General features: G+C 35.6%; 17 protein-coding genes and 2 riboswitches. Of the genes, 9 read left to right on the top strand and 8 right to left on the bottom strand.

The features are described 5' to 3' along the window. Window positions 1–75 precede the first annotated feature (75 nt). On the top strand, window positions 76–2,334 hold the full coding sequence (locus ACIPKN_RS10270) for a YheC/YheD family protein (RefSeq protein ID WP_400935703.1): 2,259 nt from the start codon (window positions 76–78) through the stop codon (window positions 2,332–2,334). A 96-nt stretch (window positions 2,335–2,430) separates the two neighbouring features. On the opposite strand, the gene ACIPKN_RS10265 is transcribed toward ACIPKN_RS10270, so the two are convergent. Further along, complete coding sequence (locus tag ACIPKN_RS10265; protein WP_400935894.1) at window positions 2,431–3,633, bottom strand: ATP-grasp domain-containing protein; 1,203 nt, start codon at window positions 3,631–3,633, stop codon at window positions 2,431–2,433. A 149-nt stretch (window positions 3,634–3,782) separates the two neighbouring features. Here ACIPKN_RS10265 and ACIPKN_RS10260 point away from each other — a divergent pair, with 149 nt between their 5' ends. Together ACIPKN_RS10260 and ACIPKN_RS10255 are read left to right on the top strand one after the other, a co-directional pair. Next, window positions 3,783–5,177, top strand: a complete 1,395-nt coding sequence (locus ACIPKN_RS10260; RefSeq protein WP_400935701.1) for a UDP-N-acetylmuramoyl-tripeptide--D-alanyl-D-alanine ligase — start codon at window positions 3,783–3,785, stop codon at window positions 5,175–5,177. Between the two features lie 132 nt (window positions 5,178–5,309). Beyond that, a complete protein-coding gene (locus ACIPKN_RS10255; protein WP_400935699.1) occupies window positions 5,310–6,695 on the top strand; it encodes a UDP-N-acetylmuramoyl-tripeptide--D-alanyl-D-alanine ligase in 1,386 nt (461 codons plus the stop codon). Between the two features lie 98 nt (window positions 6,696–6,793). Here the strand turns inward: ACIPKN_RS10255 and ACIPKN_RS10250 are convergent, their stop codons facing one another. From ACIPKN_RS10250 to ACIPKN_RS10235, 4 genes are all read right to left on the bottom strand, one after another. Next, the gene (locus ACIPKN_RS10250) at window positions 6,794–7,729 is read right to left on the bottom strand and encodes a C40 family peptidase (RefSeq protein WP_400935697.1); all 936 of its coding nucleotides are present in this window, start codon (window positions 7,727–7,729) and stop codon (window positions 6,794–6,796) included. 780 nt (window positions 7,730–8,509) lie between these two features. Next, window positions 8,510–8,872, bottom strand: a complete 363-nt coding sequence (locus tag ACIPKN_RS10245) for a VOC family protein (protein ID WP_400935695.1) — start codon at window positions 8,870–8,872, stop codon at window positions 8,510–8,512. A gap of 59 nt (window positions 8,873–8,931) precedes the next feature. After that, window positions 8,932–9,330, bottom strand: coding sequence for a DUF5367 domain-containing protein (locus ACIPKN_RS10240; protein ID WP_400935693.1), 399 nt, complete (start codon window positions 9,328–9,330; stop codon window positions 8,932–8,934). Window positions 9,331–9,346: 16 nt separating this feature from the next. Further along, on the bottom strand, window positions 9,347–9,919 hold the full coding sequence (locus tag ACIPKN_RS10235) for a TetR/AcrR family transcriptional regulator (protein ID WP_400935691.1): 573 nt from the start codon (window positions 9,917–9,919) through the stop codon (window positions 9,347–9,349). Window positions 9,920–10,105: 186 nt separating this feature from the next. After that, window positions 10,106–10,285, top strand: a riboswitch (cobalamin riboswitch). 319 nt (window positions 10,286–10,604) lie between these two features. Between ACIPKN_RS10235 and metE the strand changes: the two genes are divergently transcribed. From metE to ACIPKN_RS10215, 4 genes are all read left to right on the top strand, one after another. Then, the gene (gene metE / locus ACIPKN_RS10230) at window positions 10,605–12,899 is read left to right on the top strand and encodes a 5-methyltetrahydropteroyltriglutamate--homocysteine S-methyltransferase (RefSeq protein WP_400935689.1); all 2,295 of its coding nucleotides are present in this window, start codon (window positions 10,605–10,607) and stop codon (window positions 12,897–12,899) included. Window positions 12,900–13,071: 172 nt separating this feature from the next. Next, window positions 13,072–13,262: riboswitch (cobalamin riboswitch) on the top strand. A gap of 30 nt (window positions 13,263–13,292) precedes the next feature. Then, entirely contained in the window at window positions 13,293–13,415 is a 123-nt protein-coding gene (locus ACIPKN_RS10225) for a hypothetical protein (protein ID WP_400935687.1), read from the top strand. A gap of 62 nt (window positions 13,416–13,477) precedes the next feature. Next, a complete protein-coding gene (locus ACIPKN_RS10220; protein WP_400935685.1) occupies window positions 13,478–13,660 on the top strand; it encodes a hypothetical protein in 183 nt (60 codons plus the stop codon). 232 nt (window positions 13,661–13,892) lie between these two features. Next, window positions 13,893–15,251: a PepSY-associated TM helix domain-containing protein gene (locus ACIPKN_RS10215; RefSeq protein ID WP_400935684.1), complete on the top strand. Its 1,359-nt coding sequence runs from the start codon at window positions 13,893–13,895 to the stop codon at window positions 15,249–15,251. A gap of 54 nt (window positions 15,252–15,305) precedes the next feature. On the opposite strand, the gene ACIPKN_RS10210 is transcribed toward ACIPKN_RS10215, so the two are convergent. The 3 genes from ACIPKN_RS10210 to ACIPKN_RS10200 form a co-directional block, all read right to left on the bottom strand. Beyond that, entirely contained in the window at window positions 15,306–15,911 is a 606-nt protein-coding gene (locus ACIPKN_RS10210; RefSeq protein ID WP_400935683.1) for a response regulator transcription factor, read from the bottom strand. Next, window positions 15,908–16,885: a sensor histidine kinase gene (locus ACIPKN_RS10205; RefSeq protein ID WP_400935682.1), complete on the bottom strand. Its 978-nt coding sequence runs from the start codon at window positions 16,883–16,885 to the stop codon at window positions 15,908–15,910. The genes ACIPKN_RS10210 and ACIPKN_RS10205 overlap by 4 nt, the downstream gene beginning before the upstream one ends. 151 nt (window positions 16,886–17,036) lie before the next feature. Further along, window positions 17,037–18,170 (bottom strand): DUF418 domain-containing protein, encoded by a 1,134-nt coding sequence (locus ACIPKN_RS10200; protein WP_400935892.1) that lies wholly within the window; start codon window positions 18,168–18,170, stop codon window positions 17,037–17,039. 368 nt (window positions 18,171–18,538) lie between these two features. Here ACIPKN_RS10200 and ACIPKN_RS10195 point away from each other — a divergent pair, with 368 nt between their 5' ends. After that, window positions 18,539–19,009: a hypothetical protein gene (locus tag ACIPKN_RS10195; RefSeq protein ID WP_400935681.1), complete on the top strand. Its 471-nt coding sequence runs from the start codon at window positions 18,539–18,541 to the stop codon at window positions 19,007–19,009. Between the two features lie 236 nt (window positions 19,010–19,245). Continuing rightward, window positions 19,246–19,962 carry an MBL fold metallo-hydrolase gene (locus ACIPKN_RS10190; RefSeq protein WP_400935680.1) on the top strand — a complete coding sequence of 239 codons (717 nt, stop codon included), beginning with the start codon at window positions 19,246–19,248 and terminating at the stop codon, window positions 19,960–19,962. Window positions 19,963–19,970 lie beyond the last annotated feature (8 nt).

Here is a 19,970-nt window from a genome sequence, read left to right as displayed (position 1 = left end):
AGCATCTGTCTAGGTGCACGTTGTAGTCATTGAATTTATTAGAGAGAGAATCCTATGAAGGGAAGAGATTAATGAATGACAATTATTGGAATGTTGCATCATCGGTTAGATCCTAGAACTGTTCTAAAGTCATATGCATTTGCGGCCGTTGCACAAGCAGAAGGAGCTCAATTTTTTTACTTTACACCAAAAAGCGTTGACTTTGATAAACGTTCCATTAGAGGAAAGGTATATGAAAATGGTGATTGGCATGAAAAAATGATGCCCTTTCCGGATGTTATATACAATGCAGGAAGTCCAGAAAAATTATCGGTATCAAAGGACATTATTGAGAAATTGAAAAAGGAAATACCTTTTACAACTCATTCTATAGGGAATAAATGGAATGTTATGAAGCGACTTAAAGAAGCAGAGGAATTTGATAAGTATTTAATTCCATCTGAGGTTGTTGAAAATGTTGAATTACTCCATAAATTTATGGCCTTTTATAAAAAAGTCGTATTTAAACCGATAGATGGCCGGAAGGGAAAAGGGATTTATTTTATTTCGAAAGTAGGAAGAACTAACTTTGAGGTAAAGAAGGATAGGGAAACTACATTATGTACACAGTCACAGCTAGATGAGTTAATTAGAGAGCAACTTTCTACAGGCACCTTTATCGTGCAACCCTATATTCAATCAAAAACAAAATCAGGTCAAATTTATGATTTTCGTCTACATGTTCAAAAAAACGGTGAAGGTAAATGGATTATAACGACGGTTTATCCGCGAATTGCACCAAATGGCTCGATTATACCGAATATTAACAACGGTGGTTTTACGAATTATTTAGATCCTTTTTTAGAGCAGGAATTTAAAGAAGATGCTTATGATATTCGGCGTATGTTAGAGCATTTTTCTTTATCACTAGCTCGACATTTAGATGAAATTCAGATGGCGCAATTTGGAGAAGTTATTGATGAAATTGGCATTGATGTAGGCTTAGATGAACAAAGGAAAATTTGGATGTATGAAGTGAACTGGCGACCAGGTTGCCCTCCTGCTTTTTATTTAGAATTAGATGTAGTCATCAATACTATAAGGTATGCAATGTACCTTGCTAAGAACCAGAAGCAAATTAAAAGGGAAATTAGGCAACATAGGAAAATTAAAGATTCATCTGAAGAAAGGGCTTTAGTAGAAGAATCTTTAGTAGAAGAAGCATTACCAGAAAAAAAAGCTTTACCAGAAGAAAAACCTTTAGCAAAAGAAAAGGCTTTACCGATTATTGCGATTACCGGCAGTGCTGGAAAAACAACATCAAAAGCATTTCTAGCCTCCATTTTATCGGTAAAATGGAATATCTTTGAGTCAAAAGATTATTGGAATACAACAGAGCATACGAAAAAACATAAAGAAGAAATTAATGCTTCACATGAGGCTGTTGTGCTTGAGTATGGGATGGCTTATCCAGGTATCATAACAAATCACTGTAGCATTATCCAACCAAATATTAGTATCGTTACAAATATCGGCTTAGCTCATGTAGGTAATTTTGATGGAGATATTAAAGGAGTAGCCAAGGCGAAATCGGAATTAATACATGGGATGGAGCAAAACGGTTTATTAATCCTGAATAAGGACGATGATAATTCTAAGTATTTGGAGACACAGCAGTTTAAAGGAAAAATCCTAACAGTTGGTATTCATAGCACAGCGGACTATCAAGCTTATGATATCCAATATAAAGACATCGGTATGTCCTTTAAAATAAAGCTGCATGGGCAGGAAATGGCAATGTATATCCCAATTTTAGGAGAACATCATGTATATAATGCACTCAATGCCATTGCGGTTGCAGATTATTTAGGATTTAGTCCAGCAGATATTAAAACAGGGCTAAATTTCAAAAAACCACCTAGACGATTAACAATTTATAACTGTCGCAATGATATTACAGTTATTGACGATACCGTTCACTCCCATCCTCAGGGCGTACGTGCTGCTATTGATGTTCTTACAAATATAGCGAAGAAACGTAAAATTGCTATTATTGGTCAAATGCGAGAATTAGGGGATTTAAGAGAAGAGGAATATCGTAAATTGGGCGAATACATTTACGAGCAAAACATAGATTTATTCATCACTTATGGTTTTAGAACGGAGGAAATGGGAGTAGCAGCGAAGGCAGTAGGGATGGATCCTTCTAAAATTTATCATTTCCTGAATAAGGATGAATTACATGAACTCTTAGAGAAAGTGATACAACCTCGCGACACCATTTTAGTAAAAGGTGCTAGTAAAACGAATATGTTTGATACGGTTAAATTTTTAGATCAAAAATTTCAAGAATAAATAAAAAAGCCCGAGTAATTGACCTTTTGAAGGAAACAATTATTCGGGATATTTTTTTATAGCTAAATAATGAGAGCATGGAAAGATATTTTAAATTTAAGATTTTAGAATGAACTTAATTTCTTTTGCGGCGTTAATGGCTTTATTTTTAGCTTCCGCTAATGTTGCGCCTTCCGCAATTACATATGCATAACGATGTCCCATCGATAAAGGAGGGGTCAGCAATGTCCCTCTTTTCGGCTTCACATATACATCCACAACTCCAGGTGAATGAGCTGCTTTATTTCTTCCAATAACTTTTTCTAAAATCCCTTTACTTTCAATAATGACGTATTTCGTATAGACAAACTTTCTATGCTTTGGATTGATATCGGGGCGCTCACCTAAAAATACTTTAAGTGTTTCTTTCACTAAATTAAATCCAAAGGCGGCGTGAAGCATCGTATTCATTGCTCCCCCTGAGATTCGTGGATTAATCTCTATAAGCTTCCAGCCATTCTTTGTTAAACGAAGCTCTAAATGCAGAGCACCATTTTCGATGTTAAACGCTTTAACAATAGACTGAAGAACTTCCTCAAGACCTGTTTGAATTTCTTTCGGAGCTTTAACAAGAACACCATAACCAGTAATGATAAAACGTTTACCTTGAGTAATTTCTTGTTCAATAATACCGATGATATTAGCTTGCCGTTTATAGACAAGTGCTTCTACTAAATATTGCGGACCTTCGATATATTCTTCAATCATTATTGTTTCACGGGGATTTTTGCTTCGCAGATAGCTCAGGTGTTTCTTCAGTTGGTCTGAGTCGTTTGCTAACAATACATCTTTGGAGCCTGTTGATTTTGGAGATTTTACAATAAGTGGAAATTCTAAGTTATTAGAGAAGGACTCATTTGGCTTGAGAAGAAAAAACTTAGGAGAATAAGGCTGGTTTTTTAAAAAATTTCTAGTTTTTTCTTTATCCTCCATCATTTCAATAGCTGTTGAAGATGTAAAGTTGTCACAAAATTCATCACATAAAATTGAGGCAATATGGACAAAAGGATCGACAAAACTAACAATAGATTTTATTTCTAACCCAGTTTTAGTTAAATTATAAATTTCATCTTTCATGTCCTCTATATTCGAAGTATCAATAAGAATCATTTTATGAATATCTGGGTAGGCTTTTCTCTGTTGTAACTGCTTTTTGTTGTTTGTAAAAAGGACAGTATAATAACCTAGGTTTTCTGCTGCTTTTGTTGCTTCACGACTTGACCCGGATTTGTTAGTGCCGATAAATATAATTGTTTTCAGTTATATCACTCCTTCTATTGTTCGTTAGATACTTAATCAACTATATATATATGCGAAGAAATAGATTTCTTCTAGTTATGTATCTTGCTTACATCCAAGCAACTTTTAAAAAGTTACATATACTAGAGGGGAAAGGAGGGGAAATTGATATGAAGCCTCTTACGGTGCAGGATTTAAAAGCGATAACTGCAGGCCAATTAGTGCAAGGGTCGGACGAAGTGTTGATTCAACATGGAGCTTATCGATTGAAGCAAGTGAAAAAACCAAATACCGCCCTTTTTACAAATAAGCGTATTGTGAACTGGAAAGAGTATAAGTCACTTTATCCTATAGTGCTTGTAACCGATAGACGATACAGTCAAAATGAATTACCTGAGCAAATAATTATTATTAGAGTAGAAGATTTAGATGAGGCCTATTGGAAGTTTGTAAATTTTTATCGCAATCAATTTAATATCCCTGTAGTAGCCATTACTGGTACTTCTGGTAAATCGACGACGAAGGAAATGATCAAACATATACTTTCTGCAGAAAAAAGTGTAGCATCCACGCCACTTAGTAGTAATTCTAGAACTGCTTCTTTACAATATTTATTGAATATTGATGATCGTACCGACGCAGCCGTTTTTGAAACTGCTGTTGGTTCACCGGGGGACATCAAACTTGCGGGGGACTATTTCAAGCCGACTATTGGGATTATTACAAATATTGGGGCACATCATTTAAATTATTGTAAAACTTTAGAGGGATATATCCAAGCAAAGGGTGAAATGCTGGACATTATTAGTCCCACAGGCTCCTTAATCCTTAATGCGGATGATGTCAACACCAGTAAAATAGATTTAACGAAGTTTCAAGGACGCATTATTAAAGTAGGTAAGCATGAATCCTGTGATTTTCAAGCAAGAAATATTCGCTACCACAAAAATGGTATGCTGTTCAATGTTCATCACAAGAAAAAACTCTATGAAATCTATGTACCAGGTTTTGGCGAGCATCAAGTATATAATGCGCTCACTGCGATTGCAGCAATTTGTGAAATGGGTTTGCCGATTTCTTTAGCAGCTGAACAACTGCAATCATTCCGAAAATTAAATAAGCAGCTTCAGGTGTTTAAGGGCATTAATAATTCCATATTACTAGATGATACATGGAATATTACGACTACTTCTTTGGAGGCAGGATTAAAGGTTTTGAATGCTCTCGGAGAAGGCAAGAAAAAAATTGCCGTTATTGGGACGATAACAGATTTAGGGTCTTGGGGATATATAATTCACGAACAAGCGGGAGAATTAATTAGTGAAATTGGGGTCGACGTCCTTATTACGATAGGGGAACATGCAAGTATTATGGCGCTTCATGCCATTGAGGCAGGAATGAGTTCACCTGTGTATATTTTTAAAAATAGTACGCGCGTCTATAAATTATTAGAAGATATTGTAGATGAAAATACGGTTCTTTTCATTAAAGGAGATATGTATAGTAAAGAAGTTTCTAAGTTGGCAGATGATTTAAAAATAAAAAAATCTTCAACTTCCGAATAGATTTCACCTAAATAAATGTTATTTTTCATCATTTACTAGAATGAGCATATTTATAGTCAATTGCTAGAAATGCATAAACTATGATACTCATTTATTCAGAAATATACTTTATAGAAAGGGGGCGTAGTTAACTTGCAACATATAAGTGTGAGGGATATAAGAAAATTATTACAAGGAGAATTATTAAGCGGTTCTGAACACTGGTCTGTTAAACATGCAATTTATTATAACCGACATGAACTGACTCAAAATCATACACTTATGTTTGTTAGTAAAAGTGATCAAATTAACTGGCAAGAAATAGATCGAAAGGGACCATCTCTTGTCATTTCTGATAAAACATCAGAGGAATTGAAAAATGCGCTGAAAAATACGACCGTTATACGCGTCAAGAGTATTTTGCATGCCTATTGGAAATTTATGGGACATTACAGAAATTTATTTCAAATACCAGTCGTTGCTTTGACCGGAACATGTGGTAAAACGACAACGAAAGAAATGATTAAACATATAGCTAGTAAGGAATGGAATGTTCAAGCATCTGTCAGCAGTAAAAATGAGCCACGGCAATCCTTACCGTACTTGACTGGAATCGATCAGAATACAAAAGCAGCTATCTTTGAATTAGGGCTGGGTAATATCGGTAATATTAAACACCAATGTATGATCTATCAGCCTACGATTGGTATTATTACGAATATTGGTGTCCATCATTTAGATGGATGCAATAATCTTAATGGCTATATCAAAGCAAAGGCTGAAATTGTAGAAGGAATAAGAAAAGATGGCACGTTAATCATTAATGGTGATGATGAAAACATTAAAAAAATCCCCCTAAGTAAATTTAAAGGAAAGATTATTACCTTTGGCGTCAACGAAAAGGCAGATTATCAAGCTACGAATATACAATTCACTAAAGGCGGCATGAAATTTGTACTAAAAGTGTCAAATGACAAATACAATTTATTTGTTCCAGGATACGGAGAACACCAAGTATATAACGCATTAGCGGCTATAGCTGCCGTGAAGGAAATGGGACTTTCCATTGCTGTTGCAATTTCGCAATTAAAAACGTTCAAAGCGATGGCAAGACACTTAGAATTTTCTACGGGCATCGGTGAATGTACTATAGTAGATGATACTTGGACAAATAACCCGACTTCTGTTGAAGCGGCACTAAAGGTTTTGGATACGATAGGAAAAGGGAAGAAAGTAATTCTTATTTTAGGTGACATTAAGAGATTAGGAAATTTCGAAGAAAAATATCATCGAGAGATTGGCACAATGGTCGCGAAAAGAAATATTGATACGCTTATTACTATTGGCAATAGAGCAGAAAATATTGCGAACCAAGCGTTGAAGGAAGGCACCAAGGCAGATGTTCATATGTTTAAAGATGTTACAGGCGTTTTAGATGTACTAAAGCATAAGCTAGATAGTGAAACCATTGTCCTTATTAAAGGTCCAATGTCTAGCAAATCTATGATAGAATTTGCGAATCAGTTAAAAAATAAATAATAGAAAAAGAAGCTTCCTTAAGGAAAGCTTCTTTTTTAAACATTAATTCTGTTGAGCATTTCAAATTCAACCATTTGAAATGATTCTAGTAAACTTTCTTAAAAAACACGTTTTGCTGTAATATAATGCTCTTTATAATAGTCAACCATTAGTACTCTTGTAGTAATACCACTTGAACTTGGAATGATAATACGTTGATCTCCGGCATAGATAGCTACTAGTGAAGGGCTTTTAGAGCCTTTAACACTATTAAAGAACACTAAATCACCCTTTTTTAAATTGGTACGTGAAACCGTTGTTCCAACATTCATTAGTTCCTTTAAATTGGTTGTACCAAGTTTAACTCCACTCTTACGATAGACGAAATCTACATATCCTGGCGCTGTAAAGCGAAGACTTGCTTCATTATTTGTAGAACTCATAGTTACTTTATTTTTATAATTAAAGGCGTTTTCAACAATCTTATCGCCTTTCGTTGCAGGATTAGCTGAAAGTAATGTAGGTAATACTCTACGGGCCCCTACATAATTATCTGTATAATATGGTTTACTATTTAAATCAGAAATAACAATATTTTGCTTAGAATCAGCCATGTGAATCATTTTGTTGTTTCCGATATACATACCAACGTGGTCAGGGTCTGTCCCAGTTTTTTTACTCTTAAAGAATAGTAAATCACCTTTTTGTAATTGATTTCTGTTAACAGACGTTCCTTGCTGTAACATATAATCTTCATTATAAGTTGCAAGGTCAACACCATTTTTCTCGAAAATGTACATAATAAATGAAGCACAAGAAAATTTATAAGGATATGTAGCCTTGTATACAGAATTGCTGTATGTCGCCTTACCAATTAAGCTTTTTCCAGTTTGAATTAGTTGATCTGCTTTCGCATTAACTGCTTGTGAGTTATTAAGGGCATTTGTTGTTGTTGCAGCCTCAACTTCTATAGGTTGAACAGTTGGCTGTACCATCCCCACTGTGCTAAAACCTATCGTCAATGCTAATGTTGTTGTTAAAAATCGTTTATTCATGTTGTTAATTTCCTCCTGAAGCTATTGTTAGGATTAATCCCAATTTGGTTTGTCACTGGAATTAATCGTAGCATGAAAAAGTAGGGCTTCTTTGAGGAAATTGTTACCACGCTGGATGGGGATTCGCTGTAAACACCTGATATAAAAGGCTTCATCGCCTTAATTTACAGTTTTATTACAAATGTTTCAGTTGGGTGAAGTGTTTGTGGAAAACGAAAAATCAAAGGGGCAGGAAGTACAAGTTTTTCTAGGCATTGAAAGATTAAACGACAATCGCTCCTATACATTTACCATGGTATAGTTAGACTATTTCATCTTTGGGATCTAGCGAGAAATAACGGTTCCATAAGGAGGAGTTTCGTTCTAGCTACTAGGAGTGAGCGTTGAACTGTTTCCCACGGCTTGATTTGTTCCACGCTACGCTTTTGAACTAAAGATAAGTTGTTGCTATCACTATAAAATAGTGTGAGATGAGATGTCAGATACAGGCTTTGTGAAATGGTTAATTAGAGAGGAAAGTGAGCGTTGGGGATCAGCATCACAAATGAGACACTGGAGCGCAAGCGAGATGGATCATCGAACGCCCCTAGTACCTCTCATTATGCCTACAATTTTACGCACAGCTTTGTGTGTAGATCTTTTTTGCTCTTTAGAAGGCGGATGTCGATAAAATTCAGAAGTCGGATGACATTTTGTTAAAACGTCGTTGCTTTGCTAAAGATTCATACTTTATTTCACTAAATATTTTTTTACAGCATGCCTTCTATTCAACTGTTTTCCTTAAATTTCCTGAATCATCTCTACTCTATTACCGAATGGATCTCTAAATTCAAAGCGATCAAAATGAGGAATAGGAACTGAATCGAAAATTTCTATATGATGTTCGGCTAATACCTTCTTCCAATGTTCTATATTTTCAACTTGATAGGCAATATGAGCTTTTGTCGTTAATCTATCAAAGCCATCCTCTGTCCCTACATGTACCTCCCTATTGCCGACCTGTAACCAAAATCCACCTCGTCCTTTCAACGAATCAGGCTTTTCAAGTTCATTTAGTCCTAATACTTGACAGTAAAAATGTTTCCCTTTTTCTTCTTCACCTTTTGGAATTGTTATTTGAACGTGATGTAAGCCTATAACCATTTTTTCTCCTCCTTTAATTCTAATCGATACTTACTTCTAGGATAATAATGCCAAATCCTTTAATTTGACGAAGGAATAGTTTTTTTTCTCACGAATGTGGCCTTTGTAAAACCAGTAAGGAGAATTAGGGAATAAGCCCATAATAGCCATGAGGCGAAAAATCGATCTAAGACAACCGATAAATTCGGAAAAATATCGTCGAAGACTAATAAAACGACTGCATCGATAAGCATTCCAGGTAATGCAATGCAGATAGCAGCCAGTAATCGCTCTGTACCTTTTATTTTTTTTATAGAATAAATAGGTATTGTCGCTAGCCAAACGATTGGAAAAGCTAAAATGTAAGTAGCTATCATGAGGGGAGGTTCTTTAAGGGTAAAAAAGTAATGCCCTATAAATCGAAACACGGCACTTGCTACAAACCAAATCCCAAAACCCCAGCATAAAAAGAATCGCATAGTGTTCCTCCTCTAATTATTTTCCTAGACGATGTAATGTCTCAAGGATTTTTTCGAATTGCTGATAAAATACATCTATATCGAAATCGTCCCGCATCATCACTTGTATGGCCAAGCCATCAATTAGCGCGTTGAAAAAAATGCTCCAAGTTTCCATCGACACGCCATCAATTGGTGATGTATCCCATAATTTGTTTAAAATATTACGCAAATGTTCATTTTCGGCCGCTAAAATTTGTCCAATTTGCTGTCTAATAGTCGGGTTCGTAAAGCCAAAGACGATTAAGGTGAAAAATAATTTATGATAAAAGGCATCATCTTCATATCGACTTTTTGCAGAAAGAAGTGCAGATTGAATCATTTCTTGATCGGTCGTCAAAATCTCATGCCAAGAATTTTCACAGATGTCCTGAACTATTTCGAGAATGATTTGCTCTTTTGATTTGAAATGATAATAAATAGTTCCTTGTGTCACACCAGCTTGCTCAGCAACAGCCTTTAAGGTGAATTTTTCAATCCCTTTTTCTACTAAACTTTGCTTGGCAGCCATTAATAAATCTGATTTTTCAATACCAGTAGGCTTTGCCATTCATTGACACCTCCATTGTTATTAGTTAGTTGGATAACTAACTCAAAAATAACAAAAAATACCTCTATTTACAAGTGTATTTTAGTAATTAGATGTATAGGGCTCCCAATATGATAGAGTTGGATTGAACAAACGTGAAAATAAATCTACTTTTCTGAAAAATATGTGTTATAGTAAAGCATAATTAAATAATGTGTAAGAGTTGGTGCCAAATGAAAGTTTGGCTTAAAAGGGAAGTCGGTGCAAATCCGACGCTGTCCCGCAACTGTATATCGGAGCAAATCACAATTGCCACTGGGGAAACTGGGAAGGCTGTGAGGTGTGTTGATGAGAAGCCAGGAGACCTGCCAATTTCTAGTACACACCAAATACCTACGTGGAAATAGGTGGTGAGATGTGACCGTATCGTCCCTGTGCGACATAGAATCATGCGATATCTTGTAAGAATTTCGTATTGTTTTTTCATAGCTATTTTTAATTTGCGATAACAGCCATTTTCCAAAAAAGGAGAGTGGCTTTTTTTTTTACTTCTTATTAGAAGTTAAAGCCTCTGGCCGATGTCACGGAATCGGAAAGAAGACCGAAATGACCGACATCGTGTCGGCCCTCATACTGGCCTAAGCACATAGGGCCGATTCCGGACTCAATAATGCCGAGGCATACTTAATGGATCGGAGAGATGAACATGATTTATACAAGTACTATAGTTGGTTATCCGTATATCGGAGAAGATCGTGAATGGAAAAAGGCTTTAGAGGCTTTTTGGAAAAATGAGCTTTCAGAGGGTGAATTTTTGCAGAACTTAAAGGATATTCGTCTAGCCCGAATTAACAAGCAGCTTCAACTCGGAGTAGACCTGATAACTGTTGGAGATTTCACACTTTATGACAGAATGTTAGATACGGCAATGATGTTTGGCTTAGTTCCAAAGCGCTTTGATTGGCAGGGAGACAAAGTTGATTTACAAACATACTATAGGGTAGCTCGTGGTAGTAAAAAAGCCCTGGCTAGTGAGATGACGAAATGGTTTAATACAAATTATCATTATATCGTGCCAGAATACGATGGACAAGCTTTGCAATTAACAGAAAATAAAATATTGGCAGATTTTTTAGAGGCTAAGGAAGCGTTTGGTATTACTGCAAAGCCTACATTGATTGGCCCTTATACATTTTGTAAATTAACGAAAGGCTATGACAAACTATCGCAGATTACATTCATTTTAGCATTACTACCACTTTATACGCAGGTCCTAAAGGAGCTCGTGGATGCAGGTGCACAGTGGATTCAATTAGAAGAACCACTTCTTGCCACAACATTAGATGAAGCGGAAGTTAAACTTGTTCAAGAAATTTATACACAATTAGCTGCATCAGTACCCGAAGCTAAAATTATGCTACAAACTTATTTCGAATCATTATCAGCATATGAGTCAATTGTAAAACTTCCTGTTCGTGGGATTGGGTTAGACTTTGTGCATGGCTACGGCAAAAATATGGAGTCATTACGTCAATTTGGCTTCCCAAAAGATAAAATATTGGCTGTTGGTATTATTAATGGAAGAGATATTTGGCGTTCCAATCTAGCAGAAGTTAGCTCAACTATTAAAGCCATTGAACAGCTAAGTGGCGCAAAAGAACTATGGATTCAATCTTCATGTAACTTACAGCATGTTCCAATTACGACCACACTTGAAACTAAGCTTGAATCAGTTCTTAAAAATGCCCTCGCCTTTGCGGATGAAAAATTAGTTGAAATCATGGAAGTAACAAAATATTTACAGGGCCAAGACAGTCCCTCAAATTACAAACTATCGGAAAGTATGAAGGCGATTGAAGCGTTGAAAAATCATCCGATTCGCCAAAATAAAGATGTTCAAAAAGCGGTTCGAACAGTGTCGAAACAAGATTTTGAACGCCATAGTGATTTTAAAGCACGGCAAAAGATTCAACAGCAAGCATTGCAATTACCACTGTTCCCAACGACAACAATTGGGAGCTTTCCGCAATCGGATGAAGTCAAACGAACACGAAGTGCATGGCGCAAGAAACAAATTTCCAATGAGGATTATGCAGTATTTGTAGAACATGAGACAAAGCGTTGGATTACTATTCAAGAGGAATTAGATATCGACGTTCTTGTGCACGGTGAATTTGAGCGCACAGATATGGTTGAATATTTCGGGGAAAAACTAACAGGTTTTGCATTTACGGAGAAAGCATGGGTTGTTTCATACGGTTCCCGCTGTGTGAAGCCACCAATTATTTACGGTGACGTTGCATGGGAAGCACCGATGACAGTCAAAGAAACAGCCTATGCTCAAAGCCAAACGAAACGCTATATAAAAGGTATGCTTACGGGTCCTGTGACAATTTTAAATTGGTCCTTTGTACGGGATGATATTTCCCGAAAGGATGTAACATATCAGATTGCTTTGGCACTCCGAGAAGAGGTGGAGGCACTAGAAGCTGCAGGCATTTCAATTATTCAGGTTGATGAACCAGCATTACGAGAAGGCTTGCCGCTTCGTAAAGAAAATTGGGGAACGTACTTAGAGTGGACAGTAAATGCTTTTAAACTTGCTACCTCTAGCGTGAAGGATGAAACACAAATCCATACACATATGTGCTATTGCGAATTTAATGATTTTATCGAGCCAATTAGTGCATTGGACGCTGATGTTATTTCCATCGAAACGTCACGTAGCCATGGCGAGTTAATTTCTTCTCTGCAAGTCAATCCGTATGAAAAAGGAATTGGACTAGGTGTTTATGATATTCATAGTCCACGTGTACCGAGTGAAAAGGAAATGCTAAGCATAATGCAGGATAGCTTACAGGTTTTATCAAAAAATCAATTTTGGGTGAATCCTGACTGTGGTTTAAAAACAAGGAAGGAGCCAGAAACTATCTCAGCACTGACGAATATGGTAGCTGCAGCAAAAACACTTCGTCAACAAGTACCACAATCTACATTTTAAGGAGAAACTTGACTTCTTTTATGAGGTCAAGTTTTTTATCTTCATATAGCAGAAATTTTTGTAGCAAAAGCAAATCTACAATTACAGAAGAGGCTGAGGGAGCGATCGGTCAAAACATAGATAGATGGTAGAAGTACTCGATTATAACAGGTACTATGGTATAATAATAAAAACGGAATAATAAGATAGAGGTACAAATCAGCAATTTGATTTGTTTAAAAGGGAAGATCGGTGTAAATCCGACGCTGTCCCGCAACTGTAAATGTGAGCATGTTTCAAAAGACCACTGTTACGCATTGTAATGGGAAGGTGAAAAGTGTGATGAACATAAGCCAGGAGACCTGCCTTTATCTAGTACAACCAAAAAACCTACGAGGATAGGGGGTGTTGAGTGTGACTAGAGAAGTTCTCCTGCATGCTCATAGTACGATGATTGCTAAAAAGGTAGCTTCTATAACGAATAGAGAGCTTTTTTCGCCGTGTCAATCACCGTATTATGTCGTGTATTTGTCATAGTAGGCATCTTTCTGATGAAGGAAAGATGTTTTTTTTATGCTAAAATTGAAGGAGTGTTACACATGAATCCACAAGTAATCGAGTATTATGAAAATCTATTAAAATTTGAAGTCATGGAAACGCAATATACAAGTACTTCTCAAACATTAAATGAGGTAGTTGAACAGTATATAGAGCAAAATGCTGTTCATGAAAATGATATTTTAACAGCTTATACGAATGTAATGAAAGAACTAATCGGATAAAGTGGCGTAATATCCCCACTGATTAATAGTCTTCACCAAGGTTTAAAGGCTACATAATGTTCATCTCAACGGGACATTATGTAGCCTTTTCTATGAAAACAAGGGTTTAATCTAATTATATCAATAGGAATACATCTATTTGTCATAAAAAAACCTCTAGGACTTCATACTTATTTCACTTTTTATCTATATAATAATTTTGCGCTTATTATTATAGATTGGAGAATTAGACATGAAGAACACGCTTTATCAGAGCTTTTGGCGAACGCACTTTTATGCCGCATTATTTATTACTCCACTTCTTATTTCACTAACGTTAAGTGGTATAGGTTTTTTATTTTATACCAATGTTGAAAATCAGTTATATGATAAATACTTTTTTGGTGAAAGTGGAAAAACCGAGGTTCAATCTATTGATGATGCTGTTAAACTTGCAGAAGAATCATATGCTGGCTATAAAACAAATAAAATTATAGAGTTAGAAGAGCCTTACAATACTCGTTTATCGATGAAGAATGCAGATGGCAAAGAGAAATATGTGTTCCTAGATAGTCATAACCAAATTATCGGTGGTCAAGATGCTGATTACACATTTGCAAATATTATGAGAAATGCCCATAGTTCCTTATTTATTGGGGGAACGGTTGTCAATTATTTAGTAGAATTAGCGGCTTGTTGGGCTATTTTCTTACTATTTTCAGGCATTTACATGACGTTTAAAGCAAAAATACTAAAGAAAACAAAGCAGACAAATAAACGTCAAAAGAGTAGAAAATTCCATGCGCTTGTTGGAACAATTATAACAATTCCAATGCTTGTTATTATTTTCACAGGCTTACCATGGTCAGCACTAATGGGGAAATATATTTATCAAGCTTCACAAGATCATCCATCTTTTGGTACGCCGTTATTACAGCAGCAGCCACCTACATCTGATGTCAGTGAGATTCCTTGGGCTACTCGTCAAGAAACCCCTCCATCGTCAGATTCGGCTCATGCAGCGCACCATGGTATGGGAGCTAATATGGGCTATGTTGCTAACCCTAACCAACTGAGTGTGGAAAAGCTGCAACATGAAATTGATGCAATGAATATATCAAAACCATACGCTATTATTTATCCTACTAGTGAAGACGGTGTCTATACAGTTGCAAAATCTAGTAACACTGGTGTCACAGGGCTTGATGTTAGTCCGTATGATGAAACGACAATGTATTTTGATCAATATAGCGGAAAATATATAGACAAGGTTGGATATGAGGACTATGGTATTCTTGCCAAATGGTTCACATGGGGAATTCCTTTGCATGAAGGTCACTTGTTTGGTTGGCCAAATAAATTAATAAATTTACTAGTATGTCTAGCATTTTTAGTAGTTATTATTTGGGGAGTTAGTACATGGCTACTACGAAAGAAACAAGGTATGCTATCTGCACCACCTAAAATCTCTCAAAAGGTATCCATTCCTTTTATTATCTTCATGATTATTTTAGGTATACTGATGCCACTATTTGGGCTATCATTAATTGCTGTAGTATTCGTTGAAGTAATGATAAATTTAGTGTCTAAAAATAAAAAAGAAGTCCATTAAAAAAAGCGATTACTGTATCCTATAAATAAGGAATACAGTATCGCTTTTCTTTTTTTAAAGCCACCCTTTATCACTGGCGATTTGCACAGCTTGTTGTCTAGACTCGACATGAAGTTTTTGAATAGAGGTAGATAAATAGTTTCGAATAGTGCCTTTCGTTAAAAATAATTTTTTACTAATCTCATTTGTTGTGAGTCCTTCTTTTACAAGCTGCAGAACAGCAATTTCACGATCATTTAGTGGATTCTGTTCTTTCATAAATAACGTAGCAGCTAAATCTCTACTAACTACTTTTTCACCATTCATCACTTTTCTTATTGTTGCAATTAAATAGTCAATTGGCTCATCTTTTAATAAATAACCTTGTACCTCACAATCCATCGCTTTTTGTAAATAGCCAGGGCGTGCAAAGGTAGTGACAATCATCACCTTGCACGGTAAATTTGCCTGTCTTATTTTTTCAGCAAGTTCAAGACCAGTAAGATTAGGCATTTCGATGTCCAATACACAAACGTCGGGTAGCTCTTGTTGAATATATTCCCATGCTGTTTGACCATCTGAAACTTCTGCAATCACTTCTATATCTGGCTCAAACGACAATAAGGACTTTAAGGCGCCACGTAACATTTGTTGATCTTCTGCTAATAATACTCTAATCATGTAGTTGGCTCCTTTTTATAGTGTTGGATTGGCATTGATAATGTCACAATCGTCCCGCCTGTCGGGAAATTGTCAATGGAAGCATTTCCTTGAAGGGCATTCATTCGTTCTTTCATCGATGAAAGTCCATTCCCATGGCCTTGGTTATGTAAGCCAATACCATCGTCCACAACGTTTATCTTTAAAATCCCATTATTATAGTTGATATCTATTTGGCATTTTTTTGCTTGGCTATGTTTAATAATATTGGTAGTTGTTTCACGAAGACATAAGGACAGCATCGTTTCTTCCACACTAGCTAGTAGTAGCTTAGGACAGTTATTTTTTATTTTTATGGAGATATCTGCTGTTTGTAAGTGCTGCTTACAATGAATAAGCTCACTTTCTAACGAAATAAAATTCATATCGGAAACTAATTCTCTTACTTGCTTTAGCGCTGTTCGTGTTGTTGCTAAAATATCATTTAGCTCATCTTTCACACGCATTGTATCTTTGTCGACTAATTTTGTTGTTAGTTCGGTTTTTATTTTAATCATTGTCAATGTATGACCAATCGTATCGTGGAGGTCTCTCGCAATACGTTGTCTTTCTTCTTGCTGAACAAGCTGGGTATTTACCTCAGTTAATTCTGATTGTAATTTTTTGGACTTTTCTACGTAGTAAATTAGCATTGGAAGTAGTAGCTGAATGATCATGATTGGTATTAATGCTTGGAATTGTAATTTATAAGATGCTCCTGATTCAAACCAAATAACTATAAAAAACATTAAGGCAACGGCAATCATTCCTATAGCAATATGCCATTTTTTTTTAGCTCTCCCAATTAAATCAGCAAATGTAAATCCAAATAATAACATAGTAGATCCTTCATAAATACCCAGTATGATAATAAGTGTAAAGCCTAGTAAAGAAGCTAACAGTAAACGCCAATCTTTAAACCATAAAGCAATATAGAAGGCTACTAAAAATAACATAAGGATAATCATTTTAGCCATTAATGGTAATGGAGAATTCGAACTTAATACCATGGTAAATAAAAAAACTAGCGATACAACATCGATAATTAAATAGCGTTTTGCCTGATCTCTTGGATATATCTTTATAGTTCACACCAACCCTTGTCGATTATTTCTGTGTGACACTTTGAATGGCATGTTTGCGAATCCATTCCATTGGCCCTACATGAAAATGCTTGATACAAATATGTGCAATAAAAAGTTGAAGAAGGGAAAGGGTTAACCAAATACCAATAACTTCAATGCTATTCAATTTTCCACCTAAACCTAAGCCCCAGCCATAGAAAATAATAGATGCAATAATATTTTGCAGCACATAGCAACTTAAAGACATTTTCCCAATCTCACCAAATTTCTTCCATAACCAATCTAGCTTCTTATATTCTACCATTTTACCTAATATTCCAATATAACCAATAGATAGGATTGGTGCAAATAAATATCGAACAGGTAAATCAAATACTCCTCCAGGAATAAAGATTAGGAGATTTAAAGGTATCCCAATAAAAATACCGATTTTGAATAGCTTTTGACGCGCCTGACGTCCTCTGTCATCTTGTAAAAATACACCATTCCTCATTAGCTTAACACCAAGTAAAAATAAAAAGATATTCATGGGGATAATAAAAATAGCTTCCGTTCTAAAATAAAGAAAATGTGTTAAACGATTTTGTATTTGCTCAAACCAAGTGCCATTTTCATAAAGACTAACGATTGGATCGAGCCCAACAATGGAAACATTAGCGCCGCCCTGCAATGTGCCGACTAAAATCAATAGAATCATTAGTGCATGGAAACTACCTAAAACGTATAACGCACGTTTAATCGCTTTGTCACCAAATTTGACGATAAAGGCAACGATAACAGCTGTCACAGCATAGCTCATTAAAATATCATATTCCATAACTAAGGTGAAGTGGATAAGACCCTCCATAAATAAAAAGACTATCGTCCAAATATACATGCCTGGCCAAACATTTCCTTTTCGCAAAGCTTGCTGATATTTTAATTCCAGACCAACACCAAACATGATTGTTAATAAACCAAGGAGTTTACCGTTTACTAAAAAAAGGACTGTCATTCGTAAAAAATCGTTCAATGACCACCAACCTGAATAACTACTCGTTGTGATATACGAAATGTCTCCAAGATATGCAAAAATCCAAATATTTGTGCCAAGTGTCCCTAATACGGCAAAGCCTCGTAACATATCGATTAGGGGTAATCTTTGTTGAACTTTCATCATAAAATCACTCTTTCCTTGTTTTCTTACAATAATGATAAGAAAACGAAAGGAAAAAACATATTCACACCAGTCAAAGGTTCCTTATGACAGGTGTCATTTTATGTAGCGAAAACTAACGGTCAGCTAAAAGACCTTACTTTAAATTAATGGGTTAACAATTTAATTGGGAGTTCAATTAGCATACGAATTGGACCCTTCTCATTTGTTGATATATAATGATTTTCGTCGTTTAAACAAGTTGGTTAGCATTGAAACTAACAATACAATTAGCAACAGTCTGTTAACTTTCTCAAAATAAATGACATCATCTATATGGAGTGACTGAAGAGAGTCTCCTCTTCATGTTAAACGGGAGGAACAATTATTTGAAAAAGTTTCGTGGAAAAAAGCGTTATTTCCGTAACTTATGGCGGGAGACAAAAGCCGAACGGTATAATTTGGACTTTGGAAAAGAAGGTTGGTTTGATTTATGGCACACCCATCTTGATTTTTACGGGGTTGGGAATAATAGTTTGAAAATAAAAAGAGAACATATAAAAGCAAATATAGCTTTATTGTATGGTTTATTAGAAGAACTCCAAACACTCGGAAAACCATATCAATCGTGGATTGAAATAGTTGACGAAGATGCTGGTTTAGATGCTATCTATATACATACTCCTAATCCAAATGAGGACAATTTTCCACTTAAGATAGAAAAATTAAACTGGCATTGCACTGTCCCTAAATATTTGAAGGATATAATTGACCTAAAAGAATTTAATGTAGGACACTATAAGTGGGACTCATATAACTCCTACATAATTCAGTCCAAAAATAACGAGCTTGAATTATAAATTTATTAAAGCGAATAAAAAGCAGCCGAGAAATGAACTGCACCCCAATTGTTAGACACAGCATCTAACAATTGGTGGTGTAGTTTTTTTATGACTAAATTTACGAGCGAGATAAAGTTAAAGATTATTCAAGGCTTTAATTCAAAGATTTTTTATAAAAAAATAAATATTGCGAAAACTAATCAAATTAGTTAAAATGGTAATACAATTAGTCAACGAAGGGGATATGAGTTAGAATGAAGATTACAAAGAATGGTACAGTGTTTCAATTGTCATTTATGCCAAGGATTTTTCCCGTTAATTGTTATATTGTAGAAGAAGAAAGCGAGCTTACACTGATCGATGCAGCCCTACCATATAGTGCAAAAAGTATAATAAAAGCGGCTGAAAGTATTGGTAAACCGATTACAAGAATCATCATTACTCACGCACATAGTGATCATATAGGAGCTCTAGATACGTTAAAAGAATTATTACCAGATAGTCAGGTGTGCATTTCTTCCAGAGACGCTTTGTTATTGGAAGGAAATAGTGCATTACTTCCAAATGAAAAAAATACACCAATTCGGGGAGGCATACCAAAAAATATTAAAACCAAACCAGACTTATTACTCGAAGAAGGTGATCGTGTTGGCTCATTAGAAGTGATAGCAACGCCAGGTCATACACCTGGCTCCATCACTCTTTTTGATACACGTAATAGAAGTTTAATTGCTGGTGATGCCCTCGTAACTAGAGGAAAACTACTAGTATCGGGAGTGGTGAATCCGTTGTTTCCATTTCCTGCTCTTGCAACATGGGATAAAAGCACAGCTCTAATAAGTGCAAAAAAATTAAGGGAGTTAAATCCAAGCTTACTTGCTGTAGGGCACGGGAAAATGTTAAAGCAACCACAGGAGCTTTTGGACATAGCAATAGCCGAAGCAGAAAAAAATTTTAGACAATCCAAATAGGAAGTGAA

This window comes from Lysinibacillus sp. NPDC086135 (assembly GCF_044746345.1).
Taxonomy (GTDB): domain Bacteria; phylum Bacillota; class Bacilli; order Bacillales_A; family Planococcaceae; genus Lysinibacillus.
This window is presented reverse-complemented; position numbering and strand designations above follow the sequence as displayed.

What these genes read in the sequence shown, in the direction of transcription:
- ACIPKN_RS10270 (WP_400935703.1), top strand. Translation starts at nt 76, where the DNA reads ATGACAATTATTGGAATGTTGCATCATCGGTTAGATCCTAGAACTGTT.
- ACIPKN_RS10260 (WP_400935701.1), top strand. Translation starts at nt 3,783, where the DNA reads ATGAAGCCTCTTACGGTGCAGGATTTAAAAGCGATAACTGCAGGCCAA.
- ACIPKN_RS10250 (WP_400935697.1), bottom strand. Translation starts at nt 7,729, where the DNA reads ATGAATAAACGATTTTTAACAACAACATTAGCATTGACGATAGGTTTT.
- ACIPKN_RS10245 (WP_400935695.1), bottom strand. Translation starts at nt 8,872, where the DNA reads ATGGTTATAGGCTTACATCACGTTCAAATAACAATTCCAAAAGGTGAA.
- ACIPKN_RS10240 (WP_400935693.1), bottom strand. Translation starts at nt 9,330, where the DNA reads ATGCGATTCTTTTTATGCTGGGGTTTTGGGATTTGGTTTGTAGCAAGT.
- ACIPKN_RS10235 (WP_400935691.1), bottom strand. Translation starts at nt 9,919, where the DNA reads ATGGCAAAGCCTACTGGTATTGAAAAATCAGATTTATTAATGGCTGCC.
- metE (WP_400935689.1), top strand. Translation starts at nt 10,605, where the DNA reads ATGATTTATACAAGTACTATAGTTGGTTATCCGTATATCGGAGAAGAT.
- ACIPKN_RS10220 (WP_400935685.1), top strand. Translation starts at nt 13,478, where the DNA reads ATGAATCCACAAGTAATCGAGTATTATGAAAATCTATTAAAATTTGAA.
- ACIPKN_RS10215 (WP_400935684.1), top strand. Translation starts at nt 13,893, where the DNA reads ATGAAGAACACGCTTTATCAGAGCTTTTGGCGAACGCACTTTTATGCC.
- ACIPKN_RS10210 (WP_400935683.1), bottom strand. Translation starts at nt 15,911, where the DNA reads ATGATTAGAGTATTATTAGCAGAAGATCAACAAATGTTACGTGGCGCC.
- ACIPKN_RS10205 (WP_400935682.1), bottom strand. Translation starts at nt 16,885, where the DNA reads ATGTTATTTTTAGTAGCCTTCTATATTGCTTTATGGTTTAAAGATTGG.
- ACIPKN_RS10200 (WP_400935892.1), bottom strand. Translation starts at nt 18,170, where the DNA reads ATGAAAGTTCAACAAAGATTACCCCTAATCGATATGTTACGAGGCTTT.
- ACIPKN_RS10190 (WP_400935680.1), top strand. Translation starts at nt 19,246, where the DNA reads ATGAAGATTACAAAGAATGGTACAGTGTTTCAATTGTCATTTATGCCA.